The 19,456-nt window shown below is 64.2% G+C and carries 14 protein-coding genes; 3 read left to right on the top strand and 11 right to left on the bottom strand.

The genetic code is table 11. From position 1 onward, the window contains the following. Positions 1-96 precede the first annotated feature (96 nt). The 10 genes from HY019_RS05980 to HY019_RS05935 all read right to left on the bottom strand — a co-directional run bounded on the left by HY019_RS05980 (position 97) and on the right by HY019_RS05935 (position 7,557). A complete protein-coding gene (locus HY019_RS05980; RefSeq protein WP_290689220.1) occupies positions 97-1,293 on the bottom strand; it encodes an AAA family ATPase in 1,197 nt (398 codons plus the stop codon). A 31-nt stretch (positions 1,294-1,324) separates the two neighbouring features. After that, positions 1,325-1,813 carry a TadE/TadG family type IV pilus assembly protein gene (locus tag HY019_RS05975; protein WP_290689219.1) on the bottom strand — a complete coding sequence of 163 codons (489 nt, stop codon included), beginning with the start codon at positions 1,811-1,813 and terminating at the stop codon, positions 1,325-1,327. Between the two features lies 1 nt (position 1,814). Next, positions 1,815-2,327 carry a TadE/TadG family type IV pilus assembly protein gene (locus HY019_RS05970; protein WP_290689218.1) on the bottom strand — a complete coding sequence of 171 codons (513 nt, stop codon included), beginning with the start codon at positions 2,325-2,327 and terminating at the stop codon, positions 1,815-1,817. Position 2,328: 1 nt separating this feature from the next. After that, the gene (locus HY019_RS05965; protein ID WP_290689217.1) at positions 2,329-3,552 is read right to left on the bottom strand and encodes a pilus assembly protein TadG-related protein; all 1,224 of its coding nucleotides are present in this window, start codon (positions 3,550-3,552) and stop codon (positions 2,329-2,331) included. A 2-nt stretch (positions 3,553-3,554) separates the two neighbouring features. Further along, positions 3,555-3,875 carry a hypothetical protein gene (locus tag HY019_RS05960; protein ID WP_290689216.1) on the bottom strand — a complete coding sequence of 107 codons (321 nt, stop codon included), beginning with the start codon at positions 3,873-3,875 and terminating at the stop codon, positions 3,555-3,557. Then, complete coding sequence (locus tag HY019_RS05955; RefSeq protein ID WP_290689215.1) at positions 3,872-5,575, bottom strand: type II and III secretion system protein family protein; 1,704 nt, start codon at positions 5,573-5,575, stop codon at positions 3,872-3,874. Before HY019_RS05955 ends, HY019_RS05960 begins: the two co-directional genes overlap by 4 nt. Positions 5,576-5,599: 24 nt before the next feature. Next, the gene (gene cpaB / locus HY019_RS05950) at positions 5,600-6,460 is read right to left on the bottom strand and encodes a Flp pilus assembly protein CpaB (RefSeq protein ID WP_290689214.1); all 861 of its coding nucleotides are present in this window, start codon (positions 6,458-6,460) and stop codon (positions 5,600-5,602) included. A 72-nt stretch (positions 6,461-6,532) separates the two neighbouring features. Next, complete coding sequence (locus HY019_RS05945) at positions 6,533-7,081, bottom strand: prepilin peptidase (protein WP_290689213.1); 549 nt, start codon at positions 7,079-7,081, stop codon at positions 6,533-6,535. An 11-nt stretch (positions 7,082-7,092) separates the two neighbouring features. Then, positions 7,093-7,281, bottom strand: coding sequence for a Flp family type IVb pilin (locus tag HY019_RS05940; RefSeq protein ID WP_290689211.1), 189 nt, complete (start codon positions 7,279-7,281; stop codon positions 7,093-7,095). A 93-nt stretch (positions 7,282-7,374) separates the two neighbouring features. Next, positions 7,375-7,557 carry a Flp family type IVb pilin gene (locus tag HY019_RS05935; RefSeq protein WP_290689209.1) on the bottom strand — a complete coding sequence of 61 codons (183 nt, stop codon included), beginning with the start codon at positions 7,555-7,557 and terminating at the stop codon, positions 7,375-7,377. A gap of 333 nt (positions 7,558-7,890) precedes the next feature. Here HY019_RS05935 and HY019_RS05930 point away from each other — a divergent pair, with 333 nt between their 5' ends. The 3 genes from HY019_RS05930 to HY019_RS05920 are packed head-to-tail and all read left to right on the top strand — an operon-like array spanning position 7,891 to position 10,883. After that, complete coding sequence (locus HY019_RS05930) at positions 7,891-8,352, top strand: hypothetical protein (RefSeq protein ID WP_290689207.1); 462 nt, start codon at positions 7,891-7,893, stop codon at positions 8,350-8,352. Beyond that, positions 8,349-9,713, top strand: coding sequence for a glycosyltransferase family 87 protein (locus HY019_RS05925; RefSeq protein ID WP_290689205.1), 1,365 nt, complete (start codon positions 8,349-8,351; stop codon positions 9,711-9,713). The genes HY019_RS05930 and HY019_RS05925 overlap by 4 nt, the downstream gene beginning before the upstream one ends. A 39-nt stretch (positions 9,714-9,752) precedes the next feature. Further along, complete coding sequence (locus tag HY019_RS05920; protein WP_290689203.1) at positions 9,753-10,883, top strand: PA0069 family radical SAM protein; 1,131 nt, start codon at positions 9,753-9,755, stop codon at positions 10,881-10,883. Here the strand turns inward: HY019_RS05920 and HY019_RS05915 are convergent. After that, positions 10,873-19,407, bottom strand: coding sequence for an Ig-like domain-containing protein (locus HY019_RS05915; RefSeq protein ID WP_290689202.1), 8,535 nt, complete (start codon positions 19,405-19,407; stop codon positions 10,873-10,875). The genes HY019_RS05920 and HY019_RS05915 overlap by 11 nt on opposite strands. Between the last annotated feature and the right edge of the window lie 49 nt (positions 19,408-19,456).

Raw genomic sequence — 19,456 nt, 5'->3', positions numbered from 1 at the left:
TGAGGGCCCCATCGGGCGACTCGTCAGGCAAGGGCTGCGCTACCGCCGGCAAGCCCTTTCCGCCATTGGCACCCAGTCCCAGTCGTTCACGCAAGCTCATGCCGATACCCCGCCAGTGCGTTTGCCCACCAGCTTGCCCAGGATGCTGCGCAAGCCCGCGGGCGAAGCGGTTGGGCTTTCAACCTGGTTGATGGTGCTGGCCAGCTCGGCGATCGACAAGGTGACGGGGCTGTGGGGCGCAATCTTGGAGACGGGCACGCCCTGGTTCACGGAGTCGGCCACCACACCGTAGTGATTCGGGATGGTGAACAGGTCCTCGATCTTGAGCGTCTTCTTGACGTCGGCCAGCGTGAGCTGCCCGCCCTTCTCAAAGCGGTTGACGATCCAGCTGATCTTGCCAGGGGGGTAGTCCAATGAGGTGAAGATCTGCTGCAGGCGTTTGCCATCGCGGATGAAGGGCAGCGTCAGTTGCAGCACGGCATAGACCTGATCGGCCATGTCCAGCGCCTGCAGCGCCACGGCGTTCAGGGTGCGACCCAGGTCGATCACGATGTAATCGAATTCCGACTGGGCCGTCTGAACGATGGCGCGCACATGGCTGGCGTGGACTTCTTCGGCCAGGGCAGGGTCCTCGGGCGCAGGCAGCACCCTCAGGCCGGGGCTCACTTCCAGCATGGAGGCTTTGAGGAACTCCTGATCGAGGCGCTCGCTGTTCATGGCCACTTCTGCCACGTGGCTGTGCGCCTGCTGGCTGCTGATGAAAAGCAGGGCGTCGCCAAACTGCAGGTTGAAGTCCAGCAGGGCCACTTTCCGGGCGCCGTCTGCGGCCAGCGCGACGGCGAGGTTGGCCGCCAGGAAGGTGGCACCACTGCCGCCTTTGCAGCTGATGAAGCACAGGATCTTGGCCTTGCGCGCTGCGCGATGTGTGCCCCCGCGCTTGCGGGCCAGGCGTTCGACGGCCTGCGACAGGGTCGTGTCATCCGGGTGGGCGGGCAAGACCTCGCGCACGCCGGCGCGCATCAGGCCCAGCAGGGTGTCGGCATCGGGCTGGATGCCGACGATGATGCAATCGAGTTCCGGCAGGTCCTGCGCGAGCAGTTGCAGCACGCGGAAGTCATCGGTGCTGCGGGCCTCGACAATCAGGAAATCAGGGATTTCGGCCTTGATGCCCGCTTGAGCCTCACTGAGCGAGCTGGTGGTGCTGGTGATGCGGTATCCCCGAGGCGAGACTCGGAGCGCTGCCTGCCAGCCTTGGGCGGCATTCGGGCTACAGACCAGATGGATATGCTGCATACGCGCTCGCTTTATGTGGTGGTGAGCAGTCTCAACTGCAGAAGCTGTTGTTGGTGCTGCTCATGATTTCCCTGGGCACGGTGGATGACACCGTGGGAATGGTCAGGCTCAATGAAACCAGCGGGATGACGGTGGCGACGGGCACGTTGGTGAGCGTGACGGTCACATAGGCGCAGTCGGCGTTGCTGCTGCAGGTGGTGCTCATGTCGCTCTTCGTTTTGGTGAAGGTCACGTAAGCGCTGTAGCTGGAGGGGATCTGTGGCAGCACTTCCCTCATGCGGCTGACGGCCTTGTCTTGCGTGGTGCTGTTGGCATCGCACGCGGCCACGGTGCGGGCGCCCAGCCGCACGGCTTCTGCGGCTGCATTGCGCAGGTAGGCATAACGTGCCAGCTCGATGACGCCGAAGAACAGGGGCAGAAAGGCCACAAAGCACAAGGCGAACTCGACGGTCGTCGCGCCGCGCATGCGCTGGCGGAGCGAGAGGGATGCGGCCTTGGCGGTGGCGCTCAGCTTGGACATGTCAGCTCACCCTCGGGAAGGTCACGGTGATCGGGCGAAACAGCATGTTGGCCACCACCTGGGGAAAGTAGGTCACCAAGGTCAGATTGCTCACCTGCACCACCACCAGGTTGACCGAGCTGGCGCCGCTGACAGCCTGGTTGTTCATGTCTGAGGTGGTCTTGCCGGCGATGTCGCAATACGTGGGTGAGCAAAACTGAATGTGCGTGTTGGACGACGTGAGCTCATTGGTCAAGGCAGGGCCGCTGCTGGAGAAGTTGCCATACACGACCAGGTTGCGGGCACGGGTGATCTCGGTGGTGCCGATGGTCGTGCTGGTGGCCAGATAGCGCGCAGCCGAGCGTGTGGACTGAACGATCTCGTTGTACGCGTACATGGCGCGACCCAGGTCCAGCGCACCAAACATCATCACGGCCAGCAGGATGGAGACGAGGGCCAGTTCAATGGCCACCGCGCCTGCCTGCCGGGCATGGCGGGTACGGGGGGTGAAGGTCGGCATCCTGGTTGTGCGCATGTCAATTCACCAGGGTGGGCACGGTGCTGCCGATGCCCGTGCCGGATGAGTCCGGCAGGCCGCTTGTCTGGCAGGGTGTGCCGCTGCTGCCCGGCTTGCCCAGGTACTGCAGATACAGCGGGGTACTGCTGGCGCCGTTGCCGTTGTCCATGGGGTTGAGCATGAGCACGCAGGCGCTGTCGGTGATGGCGGGCGCAGAAGACTTGCAGTCCGCCACGATCAGGGTGAGGATGCGCCGGTCCTTGCCGTACTTGAGCAACTCGGCGGAGGTGGCCACCTTCTTGTAGGTATTGGTGTTGAAGGACTTGCCACCGCTGGGGTCCTTGTAGTCGGTGGGGCTGAAGGCCGCGTTGCTGCTGCGCTTGCTCAGGTAGTCCAGATAGGCTGAGGTGTTGTTCACGCCGATGGTCGCGGTGGGGTAGCCGTAGCCCGTCTTGTCCGGTATCGACGTGCTGGAGGCGCTCAGATCCGTAGAGGCCGATTTGTAGAGACCGAAGTGCGAGTTGTATTCGTCGCTCACGCCACTGGCCACACCAGGAAAGACCACCGGGTCGCCCTTGGAGGCGCACGTGTTGTCATTGGAGGCCAGTGCCCCCGCAATGGTGCTGGCGCCGCCCTTGCCAGACAGCAGTGCCCACTTGAACACGGACCCGCCCAGCGTGCCCTTCTTGTCGGTGTAGGCCTCTGCCAGCCATTGGCCCGTGCTCAGGGTCGTTCCGCTGCACACGGCGATGGGCGCATTCACGCACAGGGTCTGGCCGCCGCTCAGGCCGGCCACAGCCGTGCTCTTGGCCAGCATGCTCTTGATACCCAGCATGCCCAGAAAGGTCGGCGCGATGCCGGCCGGGGCGACCGCACACTTGGCATAGCGCGCGGCATTCTGGCTCTTGTCGAAGGTGCCGTTGATCGAGGTCGAGAAGGTGACGTCGGCTTCGGTGATGGTCACGTCCGAACTCTGCAGGTCCTTCTTGTTGCGGTTGCCCAGTGCCACGCCCCGCTTGGCCGCGCGGCTCAGGCACGACGCGTCGGTGGCGTTGCAGACCAGCTCGGATACAGCTGCCAGCGCACAGGCGTCCGCAGCCGATTGCAACTCGCTCTTGTTGGTCAACAGGCGGCCACCATCTACGGCGAGCCCGATGGCGCCAAGCAACACCGCCATGGCGATGGCCGCGAAGATGGCGAAGGCGCCTCTTTGCTTGCGCCCGCTGCAGTGGATGGCTTTCATGGTCAACGGCTCGTCCCGCCAACGTTGCCAATGGTGCCGACGCTCTGAACCTCGTTGGCTTGCGGCGTGCGGTAGCTTTCCAGCAGGCGGTCAGAACTGGCGCGCACCGTGCGGCCATCGGCACCGAGCGTCTTGCCCTCATTGGTGCGGCTGGCCTCCGGCTGGAGGCGTTGCTGCTCGTTGAGGCGGTGAACGCTGTCACCGAAACGGGCGTCCTGCTGCGGTGAGGTGGATGCCGCGCAGCCGGCCAACACCGTGGCGACCGTGGCACTCAAGAGCGCAGAGGCGGCAATGCGCAGGGAAGAAGGGATGCGGTTCATCATGGCTTTTCCTTGGGCGACCCCAGGTCGAATCCGCCTTGCTTGGCAGATTGGGGCGTGTGAGATGTCGGGCTGTCGGCCTTGGGCTGCTGTGCCTCGTGCTGCGCGTCGTCATCCGCGCGCTTGCCTTCCGTTCGACCTTCGAGGATGAGGTCCGAGCGGCTTGGCGGCACATAGCCGTCAGTGGGCAGCTTGAAGTCGGCCGGCAGCGGCTTGACCAGGCGCGGGGTGATGATGAAGACCAGCTCGGTGCGATCGGTCTGGAACTGCGAGCTCCTGAACAGGGCCCCGATCACGGGCAGCTCGCCCAGGAAGGGGAAGGCCGTGATGCTGGTCGTGGCGTTGTTCTTCACCAGGCCACCGATGGCAAAGCTCTGGCCGTCAGCCAGTTGCACGGTGGTTTCAGCCTTGCGCGACGTGAACGAAGGCAGGACCGTGTTGCCTGCCAGGCCTGCGATGGAGACGCCTGTTGCATTGAGCTCGGAGACTTCCGGGCGCACGTGCAGGTTGATGCGGCCGCCACCCAGCACGGTGGGCGTGAAGCTCACCGCCACACCAAACTCTTTTTCCTCCAGCGTGAAGCTGGTGGCGCCGGAGGAGCTGTTCTGGCTCACGGGGATGAGGATCTTGCCGCCCGCCAGGAAGCTGCCGGTCTGGCCGCTGATGGCCATGATGGTGGGCTCAGCCAGCACCTTGACCAGCCCATCGGTCTTTTGCATGTTCAGCTTGGTGCTGCTCACGCTCTTGGCCGGGACCGTGCCAAAGGTGGTCGTGTAGTTGTTGTAGAGCAGGTTGCCGTTGCTGTCGAAGACGGGGGTGCGCGTGACGTTGCCCGCCGTCGCGCCTGTCCCGCTGCCCAGCGTGCCGCCAACGGTGGCGCCCACGGAGCTCAGGGCCGAGTCCGTGCCCACACCCTTGAACTTGTCGAGCGTCAGCGGCGCGCCGCCCAGCAGGCCACTGAGCGCCTGAACCGTGTTGCCTCTGGCGTTCACGAAAGCCCTTGAAAAATCGATGCCGAACTCATCGAGCAGGGTCTTGGAGATTTCCGCGACCTTGACTTCAAGCAGCACCTGCTGGGGGGCACCCACGCCCAGCATGTTGATGATCTTGGTGTTGCGGCTGCCAGCGCCCGATCCGGTGGCGCTGTTGCCCACAAAGGCCTGCGCCAGGTCCACGACCCGCGTGAGGGCCTCGTTGTCCGAGACTTCGCCCGACAGCACGATGGCTTCATTGGCCGTGGTGACCTTGATGCCCTTTTCCTGGGGCACCAGCTCCTGGATCAAGCTCTGCAGCCCCAGGGCATCCATGCTGACCAGCACGTCGAAGGCGGTGCACGTGCCACTGCGGTCCATCAGCACGATGTTGGTGGAGCCCAGCGTCTTGCCCAGCAGGTACACCTCATTGGGGCTCAGCAGCATGACGTCGACATCGGCCGCGCCATTGCGGCTGCTGGCTGCACCTTGCGCATTGTTGGCGCTGGCGTTGGCCGTCGTGGGGGCCGACCCCAGCACGATGCGTTGAATCGGGTTCTGGGGGCGGATGATGGTCGATTTGCCCAGCGCCACTTTGACGATGGGGGCGATGTCGACACGGTTGCAGGCACCGCCGGCGGCCCAGGAGGAGCCGGTCAGCAGGCAGCATGACAAGGCGGCCCACCCCAAGGCAGAACGGGCCAGCGTGAGAGGACTGATAGATTGACTCATGTTCGTTCTCAGGCAGGGGGGACTTTAGAAACATTCCTGGCTGTGTGCGCCAGCCCGAATGACTTCCACGCAATCCTTGGGACGCGGTGGTGTGGGCGCCGGTGCACTCACGCGGACGCTGGTGGCGCGCGGCGCCGGTGCCGCTTTGGGTGCCGATGGCGTCGGGGCCGGAGCCGAGGCACGCAGGCCGAGCAATTCGTCCTTGGTGACGCCGGAGGTACCTGCACCCTTGGCTTCGGTCTGGTTGCGCAGCACCAGCGAGAGTGCGCCAACACTTCTGGCCAGGTCCAGAATCTCAGCCTGCTCGGGCGTGACTTCCAGCGTCACGGCGTTGGAGACTTGGGGCTTGGTGGCATCGCGCTCGACGTCCTGCGCCACAGCCAGCACCAGGATGCGCTCCAGCACGATCTTGGAGATCGACTCCTGCTTGCCGCCGCCTTCCGGGCCGACCTGGGTGTTGACCAGGACGTCCACATAGGTGCCGGGCAGTGCGAAACCGGCCACACCGACGACATCGTTGACGCGCACGGTGATCGCCCGTTTGCCTGGTGGCACGATGGCCGTCAGTCCGCCTTTGGAGCCTTCGGGCGCCAGACGGCGGGCCACGATGGGCTCACCTTTTTGAACCGCGGCCACGAGGACACGGTTGCGAAGCGTGGCCAGGTCGGTGAACGCCCCGTCGGGTCTGGCCTCTTCCGGCCATGGGGCCAGCCTGACCATCTCGGGCGACAGCATCGATCCCATCGGGATGTCGGTTGTGGCCACGGCAATGGGCGAGGCTCGGGAGCCCATCGTCTGGGAGCGCATCCATTGTGTTGCAAGCACGATGGCCAGCAAGCCTGCCAGCGCCGCGAAGATCAGCATCAATACACCACGGAATCTCATGAGTGAGACGCTCCCGAGTTAGTCTCGATCAGGGATGCGGGCCTGGTGGGCCTGCGGATCAAGAACGCGATATCAAATAAACACGACACCGATGCTGGCGAGCAGTATCGGCAGGGAAAACGGCAGCCTGGCTGACGTGTGACGAAGTGGGCCGCCCGTCCTGCCTTCGATCTGGCCTGGTGAGCCAGTGGCGAAAACAAGCGATGTGACCCTGGACCAGATGGCGCCGAACGGGCGCCACAAGACAATGAAGGGCAAGCCGAACCACAACTGCCACATGACAGCCATTACGCCGCCGACCATCAACGCCCCCAGGGCGGCTTGCCAGGCGAGGACCGGGCCAAGACATGCGCCACAAGTGGCCATCAGCTTGACGTCGCCGGCACCCATGGCACGAAGCAGGTGCAGAGGCAGAAAACAAAGCAGACCGGTCAGCAAACCACCAGCCCAGTGCGCAGCACCTGCGGCAGCGCCTTGATCTGAAGTGCCCCAGCCGATCAAGGCCACCGCAAGGGAGGTGATCAGCGATCCGAGCAACACGTTGTTGGGGATGCGCCGTTCCTTGAGGTCCGACCGAATCACCGGCAACAAAAGCATGAGCAGGAGCAGGGCGACAGGCATGAGGCTGACTCTCAATGAGCAATGCGACTGACGTTTTTGAACAGCGAGGTAAACATGGACATGAACGCGCCGGACACATCGGGCATGAACAGGAACACGATCGCCGTTGCCAAGGCCGCCGCCAAAATGGCGTATTCAAGGGCGATGACGCCCCTTGCCTTGCTTTGGAAATCCACCACTGATGTCGATCGTTGTGGCATTGAGTGTCACCAGTTCAGGGCTGATCTGTGGGTGAAAGAAGGGGGCGGGGCCCCCCTATTTCCCGATCAACGGGACCGTGCGTCGGCCCGTGATCAGCCGCCGCTGGCCTTGGTGGCGATCTTGTTGTACAGATCGGTCAGCAAGGTCTTGAAGTAGGCCGAGTCGCTGCTGAAGAATGCGTAGACGATGCCGGCGACGCCTGCTGCCACCAGCGCATATTCGATGGCCACGGCGCCTTCTTCGTCACGCAGGAAATTCTTGACAGAACGGATCATGTTTAAACTCCTAAAAGGTAGTTGAGAAAAAAATCACAAAACTGACGGCAAGGCCGGTACAAACTGGCATCTGTGGCTTTGAAGCTTGCGGTCAAAACCACCTCTGTCCACCCTGACTGGCTTTGAGGCCCGTCCCCTGGCATTCACCGCGAACAGGTACTAGCTATATTCGGGATAACCATGCAGTGACTTTGTCGGCTGGTCCATGCGGGCAATGAAGTAAAAAAATCCTTTATTTCGATCATTTATGGCTTAGTGCGAATTTTTTGGCGGTTTTGTCTGGATTCCCGTGCCTCAGGTGACCCTCTTTTGCGAAAGTTGATAAAAATGGTCATGTTTGCAAACCATATTGTGAAATCAAGGGGGGATTTGGTATCCGCCAGACAGGTTGGTGGCATATTCTTAAACGTCATCATTCTCATTTTGATCATGGCGGTGCTTGCCTATACGGCCTGGGGAACGTGGCGTGATGATCAATATCTGACGCAGGGGCGGTATCTGACCGAGGCGCTGGTGCAGGCCAGGCCGCTGCGGCAGCAGATTGAGCGCAATATGGTGGCCATGCCCGGCGGCGATCCTTGCCAGGGGCTGGCGCCGGTATATGAGGTTGGGCGTGGCGCAAAAATACAATGCCATGCCGGTCATATTCGAATTGATGCAGTGGGCATAAGTGGCATACCCGCTGTTTCAATTGAATTGCAGCTTGATTCTGATCAAAGCGGGCCTATCCGGTGGCGGTGTGTGAACCTGACCGGATGGGTGTGGCCTTCCTTGCCCCATGTGTGCATGCCATGAGGAGTCTGACGCGTGCCTTTGTGGCCCTGGTGTTTGGCGTGCTGCTCGCCCTGGAGGTCATTCTTTATGCCGGCCTGGTCAACGCACATGCACAGCGCCCGGTGGGCAGCGATTTGCTCAGTTTTCATGGGTCTGCGCTGCGGGTGCGCATGGGGCAGACACCGTATTGGCCGGTGCCCAACAAAGTGCCTGAGGGGCACCCCTGTCACAAACACAGCCAGGCGCAACTGGATCTGGTCAGCACACTGCCTGCGCAGCGCGACCTCAAGCTCGAACTGCTGTGTCGACCGGCCAACCTGAACCCGCCTTTTTTCAGCGTCCTGCTGGCACCCCTGACCGTGCTGGACATCGCGTCTTTCCATCGGCTGTGGGCGTGGTTGTCCGTCATCAGTTCCCTGGCGGCTGTGTGGCTGGTTCTGAGCGAGTTGGGTTTTGTTGACCGTGGCAGGCGGCGGCGGGCCTTCGAGGCCTGGCTGATCACGTCGGCGGTCTTGTATCTGTGGTTTCCTTCCTGGGCCAACTTCCTGTTCGGCCAGGTGAGCTTCATCCTGATGCTGCCCTTGGCGCTGTGCTGGCGCGCGATGCGGCAAGGCCGTGACACCCAGGCGGGCCTCTACCTGGGCTTGCTGATGGGCATCAAGCTCTTCTTTGGCTTGTTCCTGATGTCACTGCTGCTGGCCCGGCGCTGGCGTGTGCTGGCCACCGCCTTGGCCTGCCTGTTGCTGACGGTGTTGATCGGCCTGTACCCGGTCGGCGTGCAGGCCTATCGGGATTACATGGCTGGGCTGGGGCAGATGGATTGGGCCGCGTCCAACCTCAATGGGTCCTGGCAGGCGTATGTCAGCCGCTTTCTGGGCGGCTCGCGCAATGTGCCGATGTGGCATGCGCCTATGGTGGCGCGGTGGCTGACCTGGGGCGGGCAACTCGCGCTGGTCTGTGCCTTGTTGGTGACGATCGGCCGGGCATCGTCGGTGCGCACCGCCGATGGGGATGCGGGCTTGTCAGACAGCGCGCGTCGCATGACCCACACCGACCTTGTGTTCGCCTTGACCATGCCGGCCATGCTGTTGATGTCGCCCCTGGCCTGGGTGTACTACTACAGCTGGCTGGTCCTGCCTGCGGCCTTGGTCTGGCGTTGGGGCAACACCCACCCCCAGAAGGTGACGATCCGCCTGCTCTTGCTGCTGCTGTGGGCCATGGTGGCGGCGCCCAGGGCCTTTCTGGGCGCCTGGCAGGTGAACGAGCCCCTGACCTGGCTGCTGGACTGGGGTTTTTACACCTATGCCCTGCTGGGGCTGTTCATGCTGGCCGTCTGGCTGGGGCCGCGTGAACAGAATGTGGCGTTGGCGCGGATGCCTTGATGCTGTATATTTGTACAGTATCATTCGCATCCAGCTGGTATGCCCGACCTCCCTCCCATTCCTGACGCCCGACGGCAAAGCGAGCCACGCAAAGGCCGCGGCACAACGACGCGCATCCTGCATCGCTTCGAGTCGACCGCGCGGGAGGCCGTCGAGCACGAGCCGGTGGACGAGGCCGAGGCGGGTGACGAACACGTCGCGTCCGGCATCAGGACGCAGGTCACGCCCGAGCAGGCCCGCAGCATCCTGTCGCGCAATGATTCACCCGACATCCCCTTTACCTTGTCCATCAACCCCTACAGGGGCTGTGAGCACGGCTGCATCTACTGTTATGCCCGCCCCACGCACAGCTACCTGAATCTCTCGCCGGGGCTGGACTTTGAAACCAGGCTGGTGGCCAAGGTCAACGCAGCAGCCTTGCTGCGCCATGAGCTGGCGCGCGAAGGGCATGAGCCTTCGCCCATCAACATCGGCTCGGCCACCGATGCCTATCAACCGGTGGAGCGCGAATGGCGCATCACACGTGGCGTGCTGGAGGTGCTGCATGCCTGCCAGCATCCCTACACGATCGTGACCAAGTCCAGCGCGGTGGAGCGCGATCTGGACATCCTGTCGGTGGCGGGGGCGCGCCGGCAGGCTTATGTCATGGTCAGTGTCACGACGCTGGACAGCGGGTTGTCACGCCGGCTGGAGCCTCGCGCTGCGGCACCCTTGCGCCGCCTGCAGACGGTGCAAAGGTTGGCGCAGGCCGGTGTGCCCGTCGGGGTGAACGTGGCCCCCATCATCCCTTTCCTCAATGAGCCCGAGATCGAGCAGATCATCGAAGCGGCGGCGCAGGCCGGGGCGCAAGCCATCCACTACACGGTGGTGAGGCTGCCTTGGGAGGTCAAGCCCTTGTTCGAGGAATGGCTCATGCACCACGTGCCCGACAGGGCGGCCCGCATCATGGCGCGTGTGCGCGAGCTGCGTGGCGGCAAGGACTATGACGCCGACTTCAGCTTGCGCATGAAAGGCGAGGGTGTCTGGGCGCAGTTGATCGCGCAGCGGGTTCGCAAGGCGGCCGCGCGCCATGGCCTGGGGCGCCGTGCGCCCGAACTGGACAGCAGCGCGTTCGACCGCTGTGCCTTGCACCTGGACGATGGCCCCCAGATGGGTTTGTTCACTGGATGACGGGCATGTCTTGCTCGATGGGCTTGTCGCCGTCGAACAGGTGCTCGACCTCGCGGTCGCCCAGGCGGCTGTCGCCGTCCTCATCATGATCAGGGTCGTCCGAGGGGGAGGTCACCACCGGCAGGGGGTCGAGTGAGCGCCACGCGGGGGTGCTGATCAGCGCGCTGGTGACCAGGCCTGAAATCCGTGCGGTCCACCAGATGGTGCCGATGGACAGGCCCAGGCCGGTGGAATAACTGGCCATCTTGGTCAGCTGGATGCGCTGCCCCAGTCCCTCGTCGTGCGTGGCGCCCGTGGCTTCGACCGCAGCCTGAGCAGGCAGGGCGTGCGTGACGCTGCTCAAGGGTGTGAGCATGAGGTTGATGTCCTGCACGCGCTCCAGGGTGGGCTTGATGAGGTCCAGCAGCTGGATCACGGTCGAGTTGCTGCTGTTGGCAGACCACGCGGATGTGGTGAAGTAGTCCCTGCTCATGCCGTTGAACAGGATCTGGCGCCCCATGGCGTTGGCCTCTGCCAGGCGGCCATCCAGCCAGGCGCCGGCTTGCACGCGTTCGTGCAGGGCCGTGGCAGGCTTGCCTTCGGTCTCATCGGTGTTGGCCTGAGGCGGTGTCTTGACGCTGGCGGCCGGGGCTTCGCTGCCGCTCGGCTTGGCCTCGGTGGCGCTGGGCTCGGCCGGGGTCGAATCGGTGGTGCCCTGCGTGGTGTTGTCGGCCGTGTTGCTGGACGTGTTGTCTGTGCCCGATGGTGTGCTGGCGGGCAGTGCAGGCGCCACGGGCATGAGGCCACTGGCCTGGATGTTCATCACCCGTGTGTTGCTGCTGGCCAGCTGGCCATCGAAGGCCTCGTACGAGAAGCTGTCCGTGCCGGTATAGCTGGTTGCGGCGGTGTAGGTGAGCTGGCCATTGCCTGCCATCGTCAGCGTGCCGTGTTGGGGGCCCTGAACAATGCGCAGGCCCAAGGTGCCGCCGTCCGGGTCGCTGGCGCCGCTGAGCAGGGCGCTGCTGGCCCAGGTCACCGATGGCTCGGCGGTGGCGCTCAGGGTGTCGGCGCTCATGACCGGCGCATCGTTGACTGCTGTCACCGTGATGCTCACGGTCGAGGTGGCCGTGCCACCCTGGCCATCCGACACGGTCACGGTGAAGCTGTCCGTGCCGTTGTAGTTGGCCGTCGGTGTGTAGCTGAAGCTGCCATCGGCCTGCACGGTGACGTTGCCGTGTGTGGGGTCGCTGGCCTTGGCATAGCTCAGCGTGTCGCCTTCCACATCGCTGCCGCTGACCTGGCCGGTGATGGCGGTGTCTTCCGCGCCGGTGGCACTCACATTGCTGGTGACCGGTGCGTCGTTGACCGGGGTGACGGTGATGGAGATGGTGGACGTGGCCGTGCCACCTTGCCCATCGGACACTGTGACGGTGAAGCTGTCACTGCCGTTGAAGTTGGCCGTGGGCGTGTAGCTGAAGCTGCCATCGCTGTTGACACTGACGCTGCCATGCGTGGGGTCGCTGCCCTTGGTGTAGCTCAGCGTGTTGCCGTCCACATCGCTGCCCGTCACCAGGCCGGTGATCGGCGTGTCCTCTGCGCCCGTGAGCGATACATCGTTCGTGACCGGTGCATCGTTGAGCGCCGTCACCGTGATGCTCACGGTCGAGGTGGCCGTGCCACCCTGGCCATCCGACACGGTCACGGTGAAGCTGTCCGTGCCGTTGTAGTTGGCCGTCGGTGTGTAGCTGAAGCTGCCATCGGCCTGCACCGTGACGCTGCCATGGCTGGGGTCGCTGGCCTTGGCATAGCTCAGCGTGTCGCCTTCCACATCGCTGCCGTTGACCTGGCCGGTGATGGGCGTGTCTTCCGCGCCGGTGGCACTCACGTTGCTGGTGACCGGTGCGTCGTTGACCGGGGTGACGGTGATGGAGATGGTGGACGTGGCCGTGCCACCTTGCCCATCGGACACCGTGACCGTGAAGCTGTCGCTGCCGTTGAAATTGGCGGTGGGTGTGTAGCTGAAGCTGCCATCGCTGTTGACACTCACGCTGCCATGCGTGGGGTCGCTGCCCTTGGTGTAGCTCAAGGTATCGCCATCGGCATCGCTGCCCGTGACCTGGCCGGTGATGGCCGCATCCTCTGCGCCGCTCACCGAGATGTTGTAGGTGATGGGCGCATCGTTGACCGGCGTCACGGTGATGGACACGGTTGATGTCGTGCTGCCGCCTTGTCCGTCGGACACCGTCACGGTGAAGCTGTCTGTGCCGTTGTAGTTGGCTGTGGGCGTGTAGCTGAAGCTGCCATCGGCCTGCACCGTGACGCTGCCGTGTGTGGGGTCGCTGCCCTTGGTGTAGCTCAGCGTGTCGCCATCGACGTCGCTGCCGCTGACCTGGCCGGTGATGGGGGTGTCTTCAGCGCCGCTGGCCGCAACATTGTTGGTGGTGGGCGCGTCGTTGACCGGGGTGACGGTGATGGAGATGGTGGAAGTGGCCGTGCCGCCCTGGCCATCCGACACCGTGACGGTAAAGCTGTCGCTGCCGTTGAAGTTGGCGGTGGGCGTGTAGCTGAAGCTGCCATCGGCCTGCACCGTGACGCTGCCGTGCGTGGGGTTGCTGCCCTTGGCATAGCTCAAGGTGTCGCCGTCGACATCGTTGCCGCTGACCTGGCCGGTGATGGCGGCGTCTTCGGCGCCCGATGCGCTCACGTTCTGGGTCGTGGGGGCATCGTTGACGGCCGTGATGTTCACGCTCACGGTCGACACCGTGGTGCCGCCTTGCCCATCAGAGACCAGCACGGTGAAGCTGTCGCTGCCGTTGTAGTTGGCGGTGGGCGTGTAGCTGAAGCTGCCATCGCTGGCCACGGTCACCTGGCCATGTGCCGGGTCGGCGCTGACCTGGTAGCTCAGGGTGTCGCCTTCCACATCGCTGGCCGAGATGGTGCCGGTGATGACCGTGTCTTCCGCGCCGCTGACGCTGGGGCTGTTGCTCACAGGGGCATCGTTGACCGGTGTGACCGTGATGGACACCGTGGACAGCACCGTGCCCCCATGGCCATCGGCCACGGTCACCGTGAAGCTGTCGCTGCCATTGAAGTTGGCCGTGGGGGTGTAGCTGAAGCTGCCGTCGCTGTTGACGGTGACGCTGCCATGGGTCGGGTTGCTGGTCTTCGTGTAGCTCAGCGTGTCGCCGTCCACATCGTTGCCCGTGACCTGGCCTGTGATGGGCGTGTCTTCTGCGCCGATGACGCCGGGGTTGCCGGCTGTCGGTGCGTCGTTGACCGCGGCAATGGTGACACTCACGGTGGCGGTGGCGGTGCCGCCTTGCCCGTCGGAGACGGTCACGGTGAAGCTGTCGGTGCCGTTGTAGTTGGCGTTGGGCGTGTAGACGAAGTTGCCATTGGCCGCCACGCTCACGCTGCCGTGTGTCGGGTCGCTGGCCTTGGTGTAGCTCAAGGGGTTGCCGTCCACGTCGGCGCCGGTGACCTGCCCTGAGATGGCCGAGTCTTCGTTGCCACTGACGCTCACGTCATTGGTGGTCGGGGCATCGTTGACCGGTGTGACCGTGATGTTGATGGTCGAGGTCGTCGTGCCGCCCTGTCCGTCGGCCACGGTCACGGTGAAGCTGTCGGTGCCGTTGTAGTTGGCGGTGGGTGTGTAGCTGAAGCTGCCATCGCTGTTGACGGTGACGCTGCCGTGCGTCGGGTCGCTGGCCTTGCTGAAGCCCAGTGGGTCGTTGTCCGCATCGCTGGCCGTGACCTGGCCGGAGATGATGGTGTCTTCGTTGCCGCTGACGCTGGGGTTGTTGGCAGTGGGGGCATCGTTCACCGCGTTGATGGTGACAGTGACGGTGGAGGTGGCCGTACCGCCCTGGCCATCCGAGACCGTGACAGTGAAGCTGTCGGTGCCGTTGTAGTTGGCGCTGGGCGTGTAGCTGAAGCTGCCATTGGCGGCCACGCTCACGCTGCCGTGCGTCGGGTCGCTGCCTTTGCTGAAGCTCAGGCTGTCGCCGTCCACATCGGCGCCACTGACCTGGCCAGTGATGGTGTTGTCTTCGTTGCCGCTGACGGCTTCGTCCTGCGTGGTCGGGGCATCGTTCACCGACGTCACATCGATGGTCAGGGTGCGCGTGGTGGCATCCAGGTTGATGCCGCCGTTGGCCGTGCCGCCATTGTCCTGAACCTGGAAGCCCAGTGCGGCGTAAGCCATGCCATGGTCATTGGCTGCGGGGCTGAACACCAGCAAGCCCGCGTTGATGTCGGCCAGGGACACGAATTGCCCCACCGACACGGCGCTGCCATTGAGCGTCAGCGTGCCCGAGGCGGGCAGGGTGGTGAGCTTGACCGCTTGCAGTGTGTTGGCCGGGCTGTCGTCAGGATCGGTGAAGCCGAAGTCCGAGGCGCTGAACACATAGCTCGTGTCCTCGTTGGTGGTGATGGTCTTGTCGGCCCCGGCAGGCGCGTCGTTGACCGGTGTGACGTCCAGCGTCATGGTGCGGGTGGAGGTATCCAGGTTGACGCCGCCGTTGGCCGTGCCACCATCGTCCTGCACCCTGAAGCCGAAGCTGCTGTAGCCGGCGCCGCTGGCATTGGCCACCGGGCTCAACTGCAGGCGGCCCGCGGCGATGTCGCTGGCCAGGATCACGTCATTGGCCGATACGGCGACACCATTGAGCGTCAGGCTGCCCGCGCCGGGTACGCTGGTGATCTTGACGGCCAGGAAGGCGTTGCCATCCACATCCGAGAAGCCGAAGTCGCTGCCCGCGAAGACATAGGGCGTGTCCTCCAGCGTGGTGACCGTCTTGTCGCTGCCTTGCGGCGCATCGTTGACCGAGGCCACATCGATGGTCATGGTGCGGGCGGTGGCGTCCATGTCGATGCCGCCGTTGGCCGTGCCGCCATCGTCCTGTACCTTGAAGTCGAAGCTCGCGTAAGCGGCGCCATGGGCGTTGGCTGCGGAGGTGAACTGCAGCTTGCCTGCAGCGATGTCGCTGGCCTGGATCACGTCATTGGCCGACACCGCGACGCCATTGAGCGTCAGCGATCCCGAGGCCGGCACGGAGGTGATCTTGACGGCCAGCAAGGTGTTCGCGCTGGGGTCAGACGGGTCGGTGAAGCCAAAGTCCGATGTGCCGAACACATAGGGCGTGTCTTCCAGCGCGCCAACGGTGTGGGCCGTGCCCACGGGGGCGTCGTTGATGTTGAGCAGGTTGACGGTGTAGTTGGTGTCCAGCGCGAAGCCGCCGCTGTCCAGGGCGCGTACCGTGAGGGTGTAGTGGCTGGCATCGGCATACAGCAGGTTGGCGCTGTCTGCAACGGTGATCTCGCCTGTGCTGCTGTTGATGGCAAAGCGCCCGGCCGCCGAGTTGGTCAGCGAGTAGGTGACGGTGCGCCCGTCAATCGAGGAGCCGTCCACCACGGTGCCCACCGTCGTGCCATTGGCCGATTTTTCGTAGACATTCAAGCCGTTGGATTGGTCGTGCAGCGCGGCGATCTCGCTGGCCGTCATGGCGCGGTTGGCCACCAGCAGGTCGTCGACGGCGCCGTTCATGCCATAGGTGCCCGCCGTGTTGGATTGGGCCACATAGTTGTTCGTGCGCACGCCGCTGGCCAGTGCCGTGCCGCTGAACGAGCCGGACAGATGGCCATTGAAGTAGATGTTCATGTTGCCCGATGCGTCCACCGTGGCGGCAATGTGCGCCCACTGGCCTGTCTGAACCACGTCGGTGATGCCGGTGGTGCAGATGTCCTCGGTGACGTTGTCGTGCTGCAGAACGAAGCTGATGCGCTGGGTGGTGGCATCACGGGCCAGCACGATGTTGCCGATGCCAGTGGCCCCGGCCTGTCCGAAATCGATGATGCGGTCATCACCACCGCTGGCGTTGTTGAAGGCATCAAAGCGCAACCACAGCGAGATGGTCATGGCGCCACCCGTGCTCAGGCCCGCGATGTTGCCGCCGGTTTGCGGTGCGGCACCGGTCTCGTCGTTGGTGAATCCGATGGCGCTGCTCCGGCCATCGTGTCCAGCCTCGAAGGTCGGTGTGCCGATCAGGGTCATGTTGTGGCCACCGACCGAGTCGTCGCGGCCCAGGTTGGCGCTGGCATCGAAGCCGTAGTAGGCGCCGATGTCGGCCGGGGCGACACCAGGGATGCCCACGGACCCCATGGCCGCAGCGGGGACCACGTTGATGAGCACGTTGGCAGACGCCGTGATGTTGCCCCCGCCGGTGTTGCCCAGGTCGTCAATGGCCAGCGTGAGCGTGGCGCTGGCGGTGGGCGTGCCGCTGTTGTTGATGTAGCCGATGGTGGCGCCACCGTTGCCCAGCAGCAGGTTGTTGATCTGGCTCACGGTGCCGGTGAGGGTGACGCTGCCCGTGCCGGAGTTGCCCACGGTCACGCCCGTGGTGCCCGCCGCGATCGTGATGACGCCGATGTCGGCGCTCAAGGTCACTTGAACACTGGTGCTGTTGCCGTCGGGGTCGGTCACGCTCAGGCCGGTGTTGTGCAGCATCACGCTTTGCGCTTCGACCACGGTATAGCTGGGTGCCGTGATGGCCACCGTGGGCGCGTCGTTCACCGCCGTGAGGTTGATGACAGCGGTGTCGGAGCCGGTCAGCGTGCCGCCGCTGCCGGTGTTGCCCAGGTCGGATGCCAGCAAGGTCAAGGTGTCGCTGGCAGGCGGGGCGTCACTGTTGATGATGTAGCTGAGCGTGGCGCCGCCATTGCCGGCCAGCAGGTTGTTGATCTGCGTGAGCGTGCCGGTCAGCGTGATCGTGCTGGTGGTGGAGCCTGATACCAAAACGCCTGTGGCGCCAGCCGACACGGTCAAGGTGCCCGATGTCACCGACAGGGTGGCCTGCACATTGCTGCTGCCCGCATCGATGTCGCTGATGCTCAGGCCCGTGCCGTGCAGCGTCAGGCTGACTTGCTCGGTGGCGCTGTAGCTGATGGGCGTGATGGTGGCCACCGGTGCATCGTTGACCGCGTTGACCGTGATGGCGACCGTGTCGGTGTCGGTGAGCGTGCCGCCGCTGCCGGTGTTGCCCTGGTCGGAGGTGAGGATGGTCAGTGTGTCGCTGCCGTTGTAGTTGGCTGTCGGGCTGTAGACCAGGCCGGCCAGGGCGGTGTTGATGGCGCTGGCCGTGCCGGTGAAGGTCATGGTGGCGTCGGCCGTGCCGTCACCGCTGGTGAAACTCAAGCCCGTGATGCCCGAGAGCGTCAAGGCCCCGTGGCTGACGCTGATGGTGACCTGCATGTTGCCAGAGAAGGTCAGGGTGCCGTCTTCGTTGACGCTCTGCGCAGCCGGCACGGTGTTGACCGGTGCATCGTTGACGGCATTGACCGTGATGGCCACGGTATCGGTGTCCGTCTTGGCGCCCCCGCTGCCGGCATTGCCCTGGTCGGAGGTGAGGATGGTCAGCGTGTCGCTGCCGTTGTAGTTGGCTGCTGGGCTGTAGACCAGGCTGGCCAGGGCGGTGTTGATGGCGCTGGCCGTGCCGGTGAAGGTCATGGACGCGTCGGCCGTGCCGTCACCACTGGTGAAGCTCAGGCCGGTGATGCCCGAGAGCGTCAAGGCCCCGTGGCTGACACTGATGGTGACCTGCATGCTGCCGCCGCCCGCGTCCACATCGGCAATCGAGATCAGGTTGCTGTTGCCAGACGAGAAGGTCAGGGTGCTGTCTTCGTTGACGCTTTGTGCAGCCGGCACGGTGTTGACCGGTGCGTCGTTGACGGACGTTACCGTGATGGCCACGGTGTCGGTGTCGGTCTTGGCGCCGCCGCTGCCGGTGTTGCCCAGGTCGGAGGTGAGGATGGTCAGCATGTCGCTGCCGTTGTAGTTGGCGGTGGGGCTGTAGACCAGGCCGGCCAGGGCGGTGTTGATGGCACTGGCCGTGCCGGTGAAGGTCATGGTGGCATCGGCCGTGCCGTCACCGCTGGTGAAGCTCAAACCGGTGAGGCCAGACAGCGTCAGCGTGCCGTTGCTGACGCTGATGGTGACCTGCATGTTGCTGCTGCCCGCATCCACATCCGAGACCGAGATCAGGTTGCCATTGCCCGACGAGAAGGTCAGGTTGGTGTCTTCGTTGGTGGTTTGCGCCGTGGGCACGCTGTTGATGGGCGCATCATTGACGGCGTTGACGGTGATGCTCACCACGTCCGTGTCGGTGAGCGTGCCGCCGCTGCCGGTGTTGCCCAGATCGGAGGTGAGGATGGTCAGCGAGGCCGCGCCGTTGTAGTTGGCAGTCGGGCTGTAGCCCATGCCGGCCAGGGCGGTGTTGATGGCGCTGACCGTGCCGGTGAAGGTCATGGTGGTGTCGGCCGTGCCGTCACCCGTGGTGAAGCTCAGGCCCGTGGTGCCTGACAGCGTCAGCGTGCCGTTGGTGACGGTGAGCGTGACCTGCATGTTGCTGCTGCCAGCATCCAGATCCGAGATGGACACCAGGTTGCTGTTGCCCGACGAGAAGGTCAGGGTGCCGTCTTCGTTGACGCTCTGCGCAGCCGGCACGGTGTTGACCGGTGCATCGTTGACGGCATTGACCGTGATGGCCACGGTATCGGTGTCCGTCTTGGCGCCCCCGCTGCCGGCATTGCCCTGGTCG

This window comes from Aquabacterium sp., assembly GCF_016195855.1.
In the GTDB taxonomy this organism is placed as follows: domain Bacteria; phylum Pseudomonadota; class Gammaproteobacteria; order Burkholderiales; family Burkholderiaceae_C; genus Aquabacterium.
Note: the sequence above shows the minus strand (reverse complement) of the source record. Positions and strands in the feature narration are given on the sequence as shown.

Excerpts from the sequence above, each read along its gene's own strand:
- HY019_RS05980 (WP_290689220.1), bottom strand. The coding sequence starts at position 1,293 with ATGCAGCATATCCATCTGGTCTGTAGCCCGAATGCCGCCCAAGGCTGG.
- HY019_RS05975 (WP_290689219.1), bottom strand. The coding sequence starts at position 1,813 with ATGTCCAAGCTGAGCGCCACCGCCAAGGCCGCATCCCTCTCGCTCCGC.
- HY019_RS05970 (WP_290689218.1), bottom strand. The coding sequence starts at position 2,327 with ATGCGCACAACCAGGATGCCGACCTTCACCCCCCGTACCCGCCATGCC.
- HY019_RS05965 (WP_290689217.1), bottom strand. The coding sequence starts at position 3,552 with ATGAAAGCCATCCACTGCAGCGGGCGCAAGCAAAGAGGCGCCTTCGCC.
- HY019_RS05960 (WP_290689216.1), bottom strand. The coding sequence starts at position 3,875 with ATGATGAACCGCATCCCTTCTTCCCTGCGCATTGCCGCCTCTGCGCTC.
- HY019_RS05955 (WP_290689215.1), bottom strand. The coding sequence starts at position 5,575 with ATGAGTCAATCTATCAGTCCTCTCACGCTGGCCCGTTCTGCCTTGGGG.
- cpaB (WP_290689214.1), bottom strand. The coding sequence starts at position 6,460 with ATGAGATTCCGTGGTGTATTGATGCTGATCTTCGCGGCGCTGGCAGGC.
- HY019_RS05945 (WP_290689213.1), bottom strand. The coding sequence starts at position 7,081 with ATGCCTGTCGCCCTGCTCCTGCTCATGCTTTTGTTGCCGGTGATTCGG.
- HY019_RS05940 (WP_290689211.1), bottom strand. The coding sequence starts at position 7,281 with ATGCCACAACGATCGACATCAGTGGTGGATTTCCAAAGCAAGGCAAGG.
- HY019_RS05935 (WP_290689209.1), bottom strand. The coding sequence starts at position 7,557 with ATGATCCGTTCTGTCAAGAATTTCCTGCGTGACGAAGAAGGCGCCGTG.
- HY019_RS05930 (WP_290689207.1), top strand. The coding sequence starts at position 7,891 with ATGTTTGCAAACCATATTGTGAAATCAAGGGGGGATTTGGTATCCGCC.
- HY019_RS05925 (WP_290689205.1), top strand. The coding sequence starts at position 8,349 with ATGAGGAGTCTGACGCGTGCCTTTGTGGCCCTGGTGTTTGGCGTGCTG.
- HY019_RS05920 (WP_290689203.1), top strand. The coding sequence starts at position 9,753 with ATGCCCGACCTCCCTCCCATTCCTGACGCCCGACGGCAAAGCGAGCCA.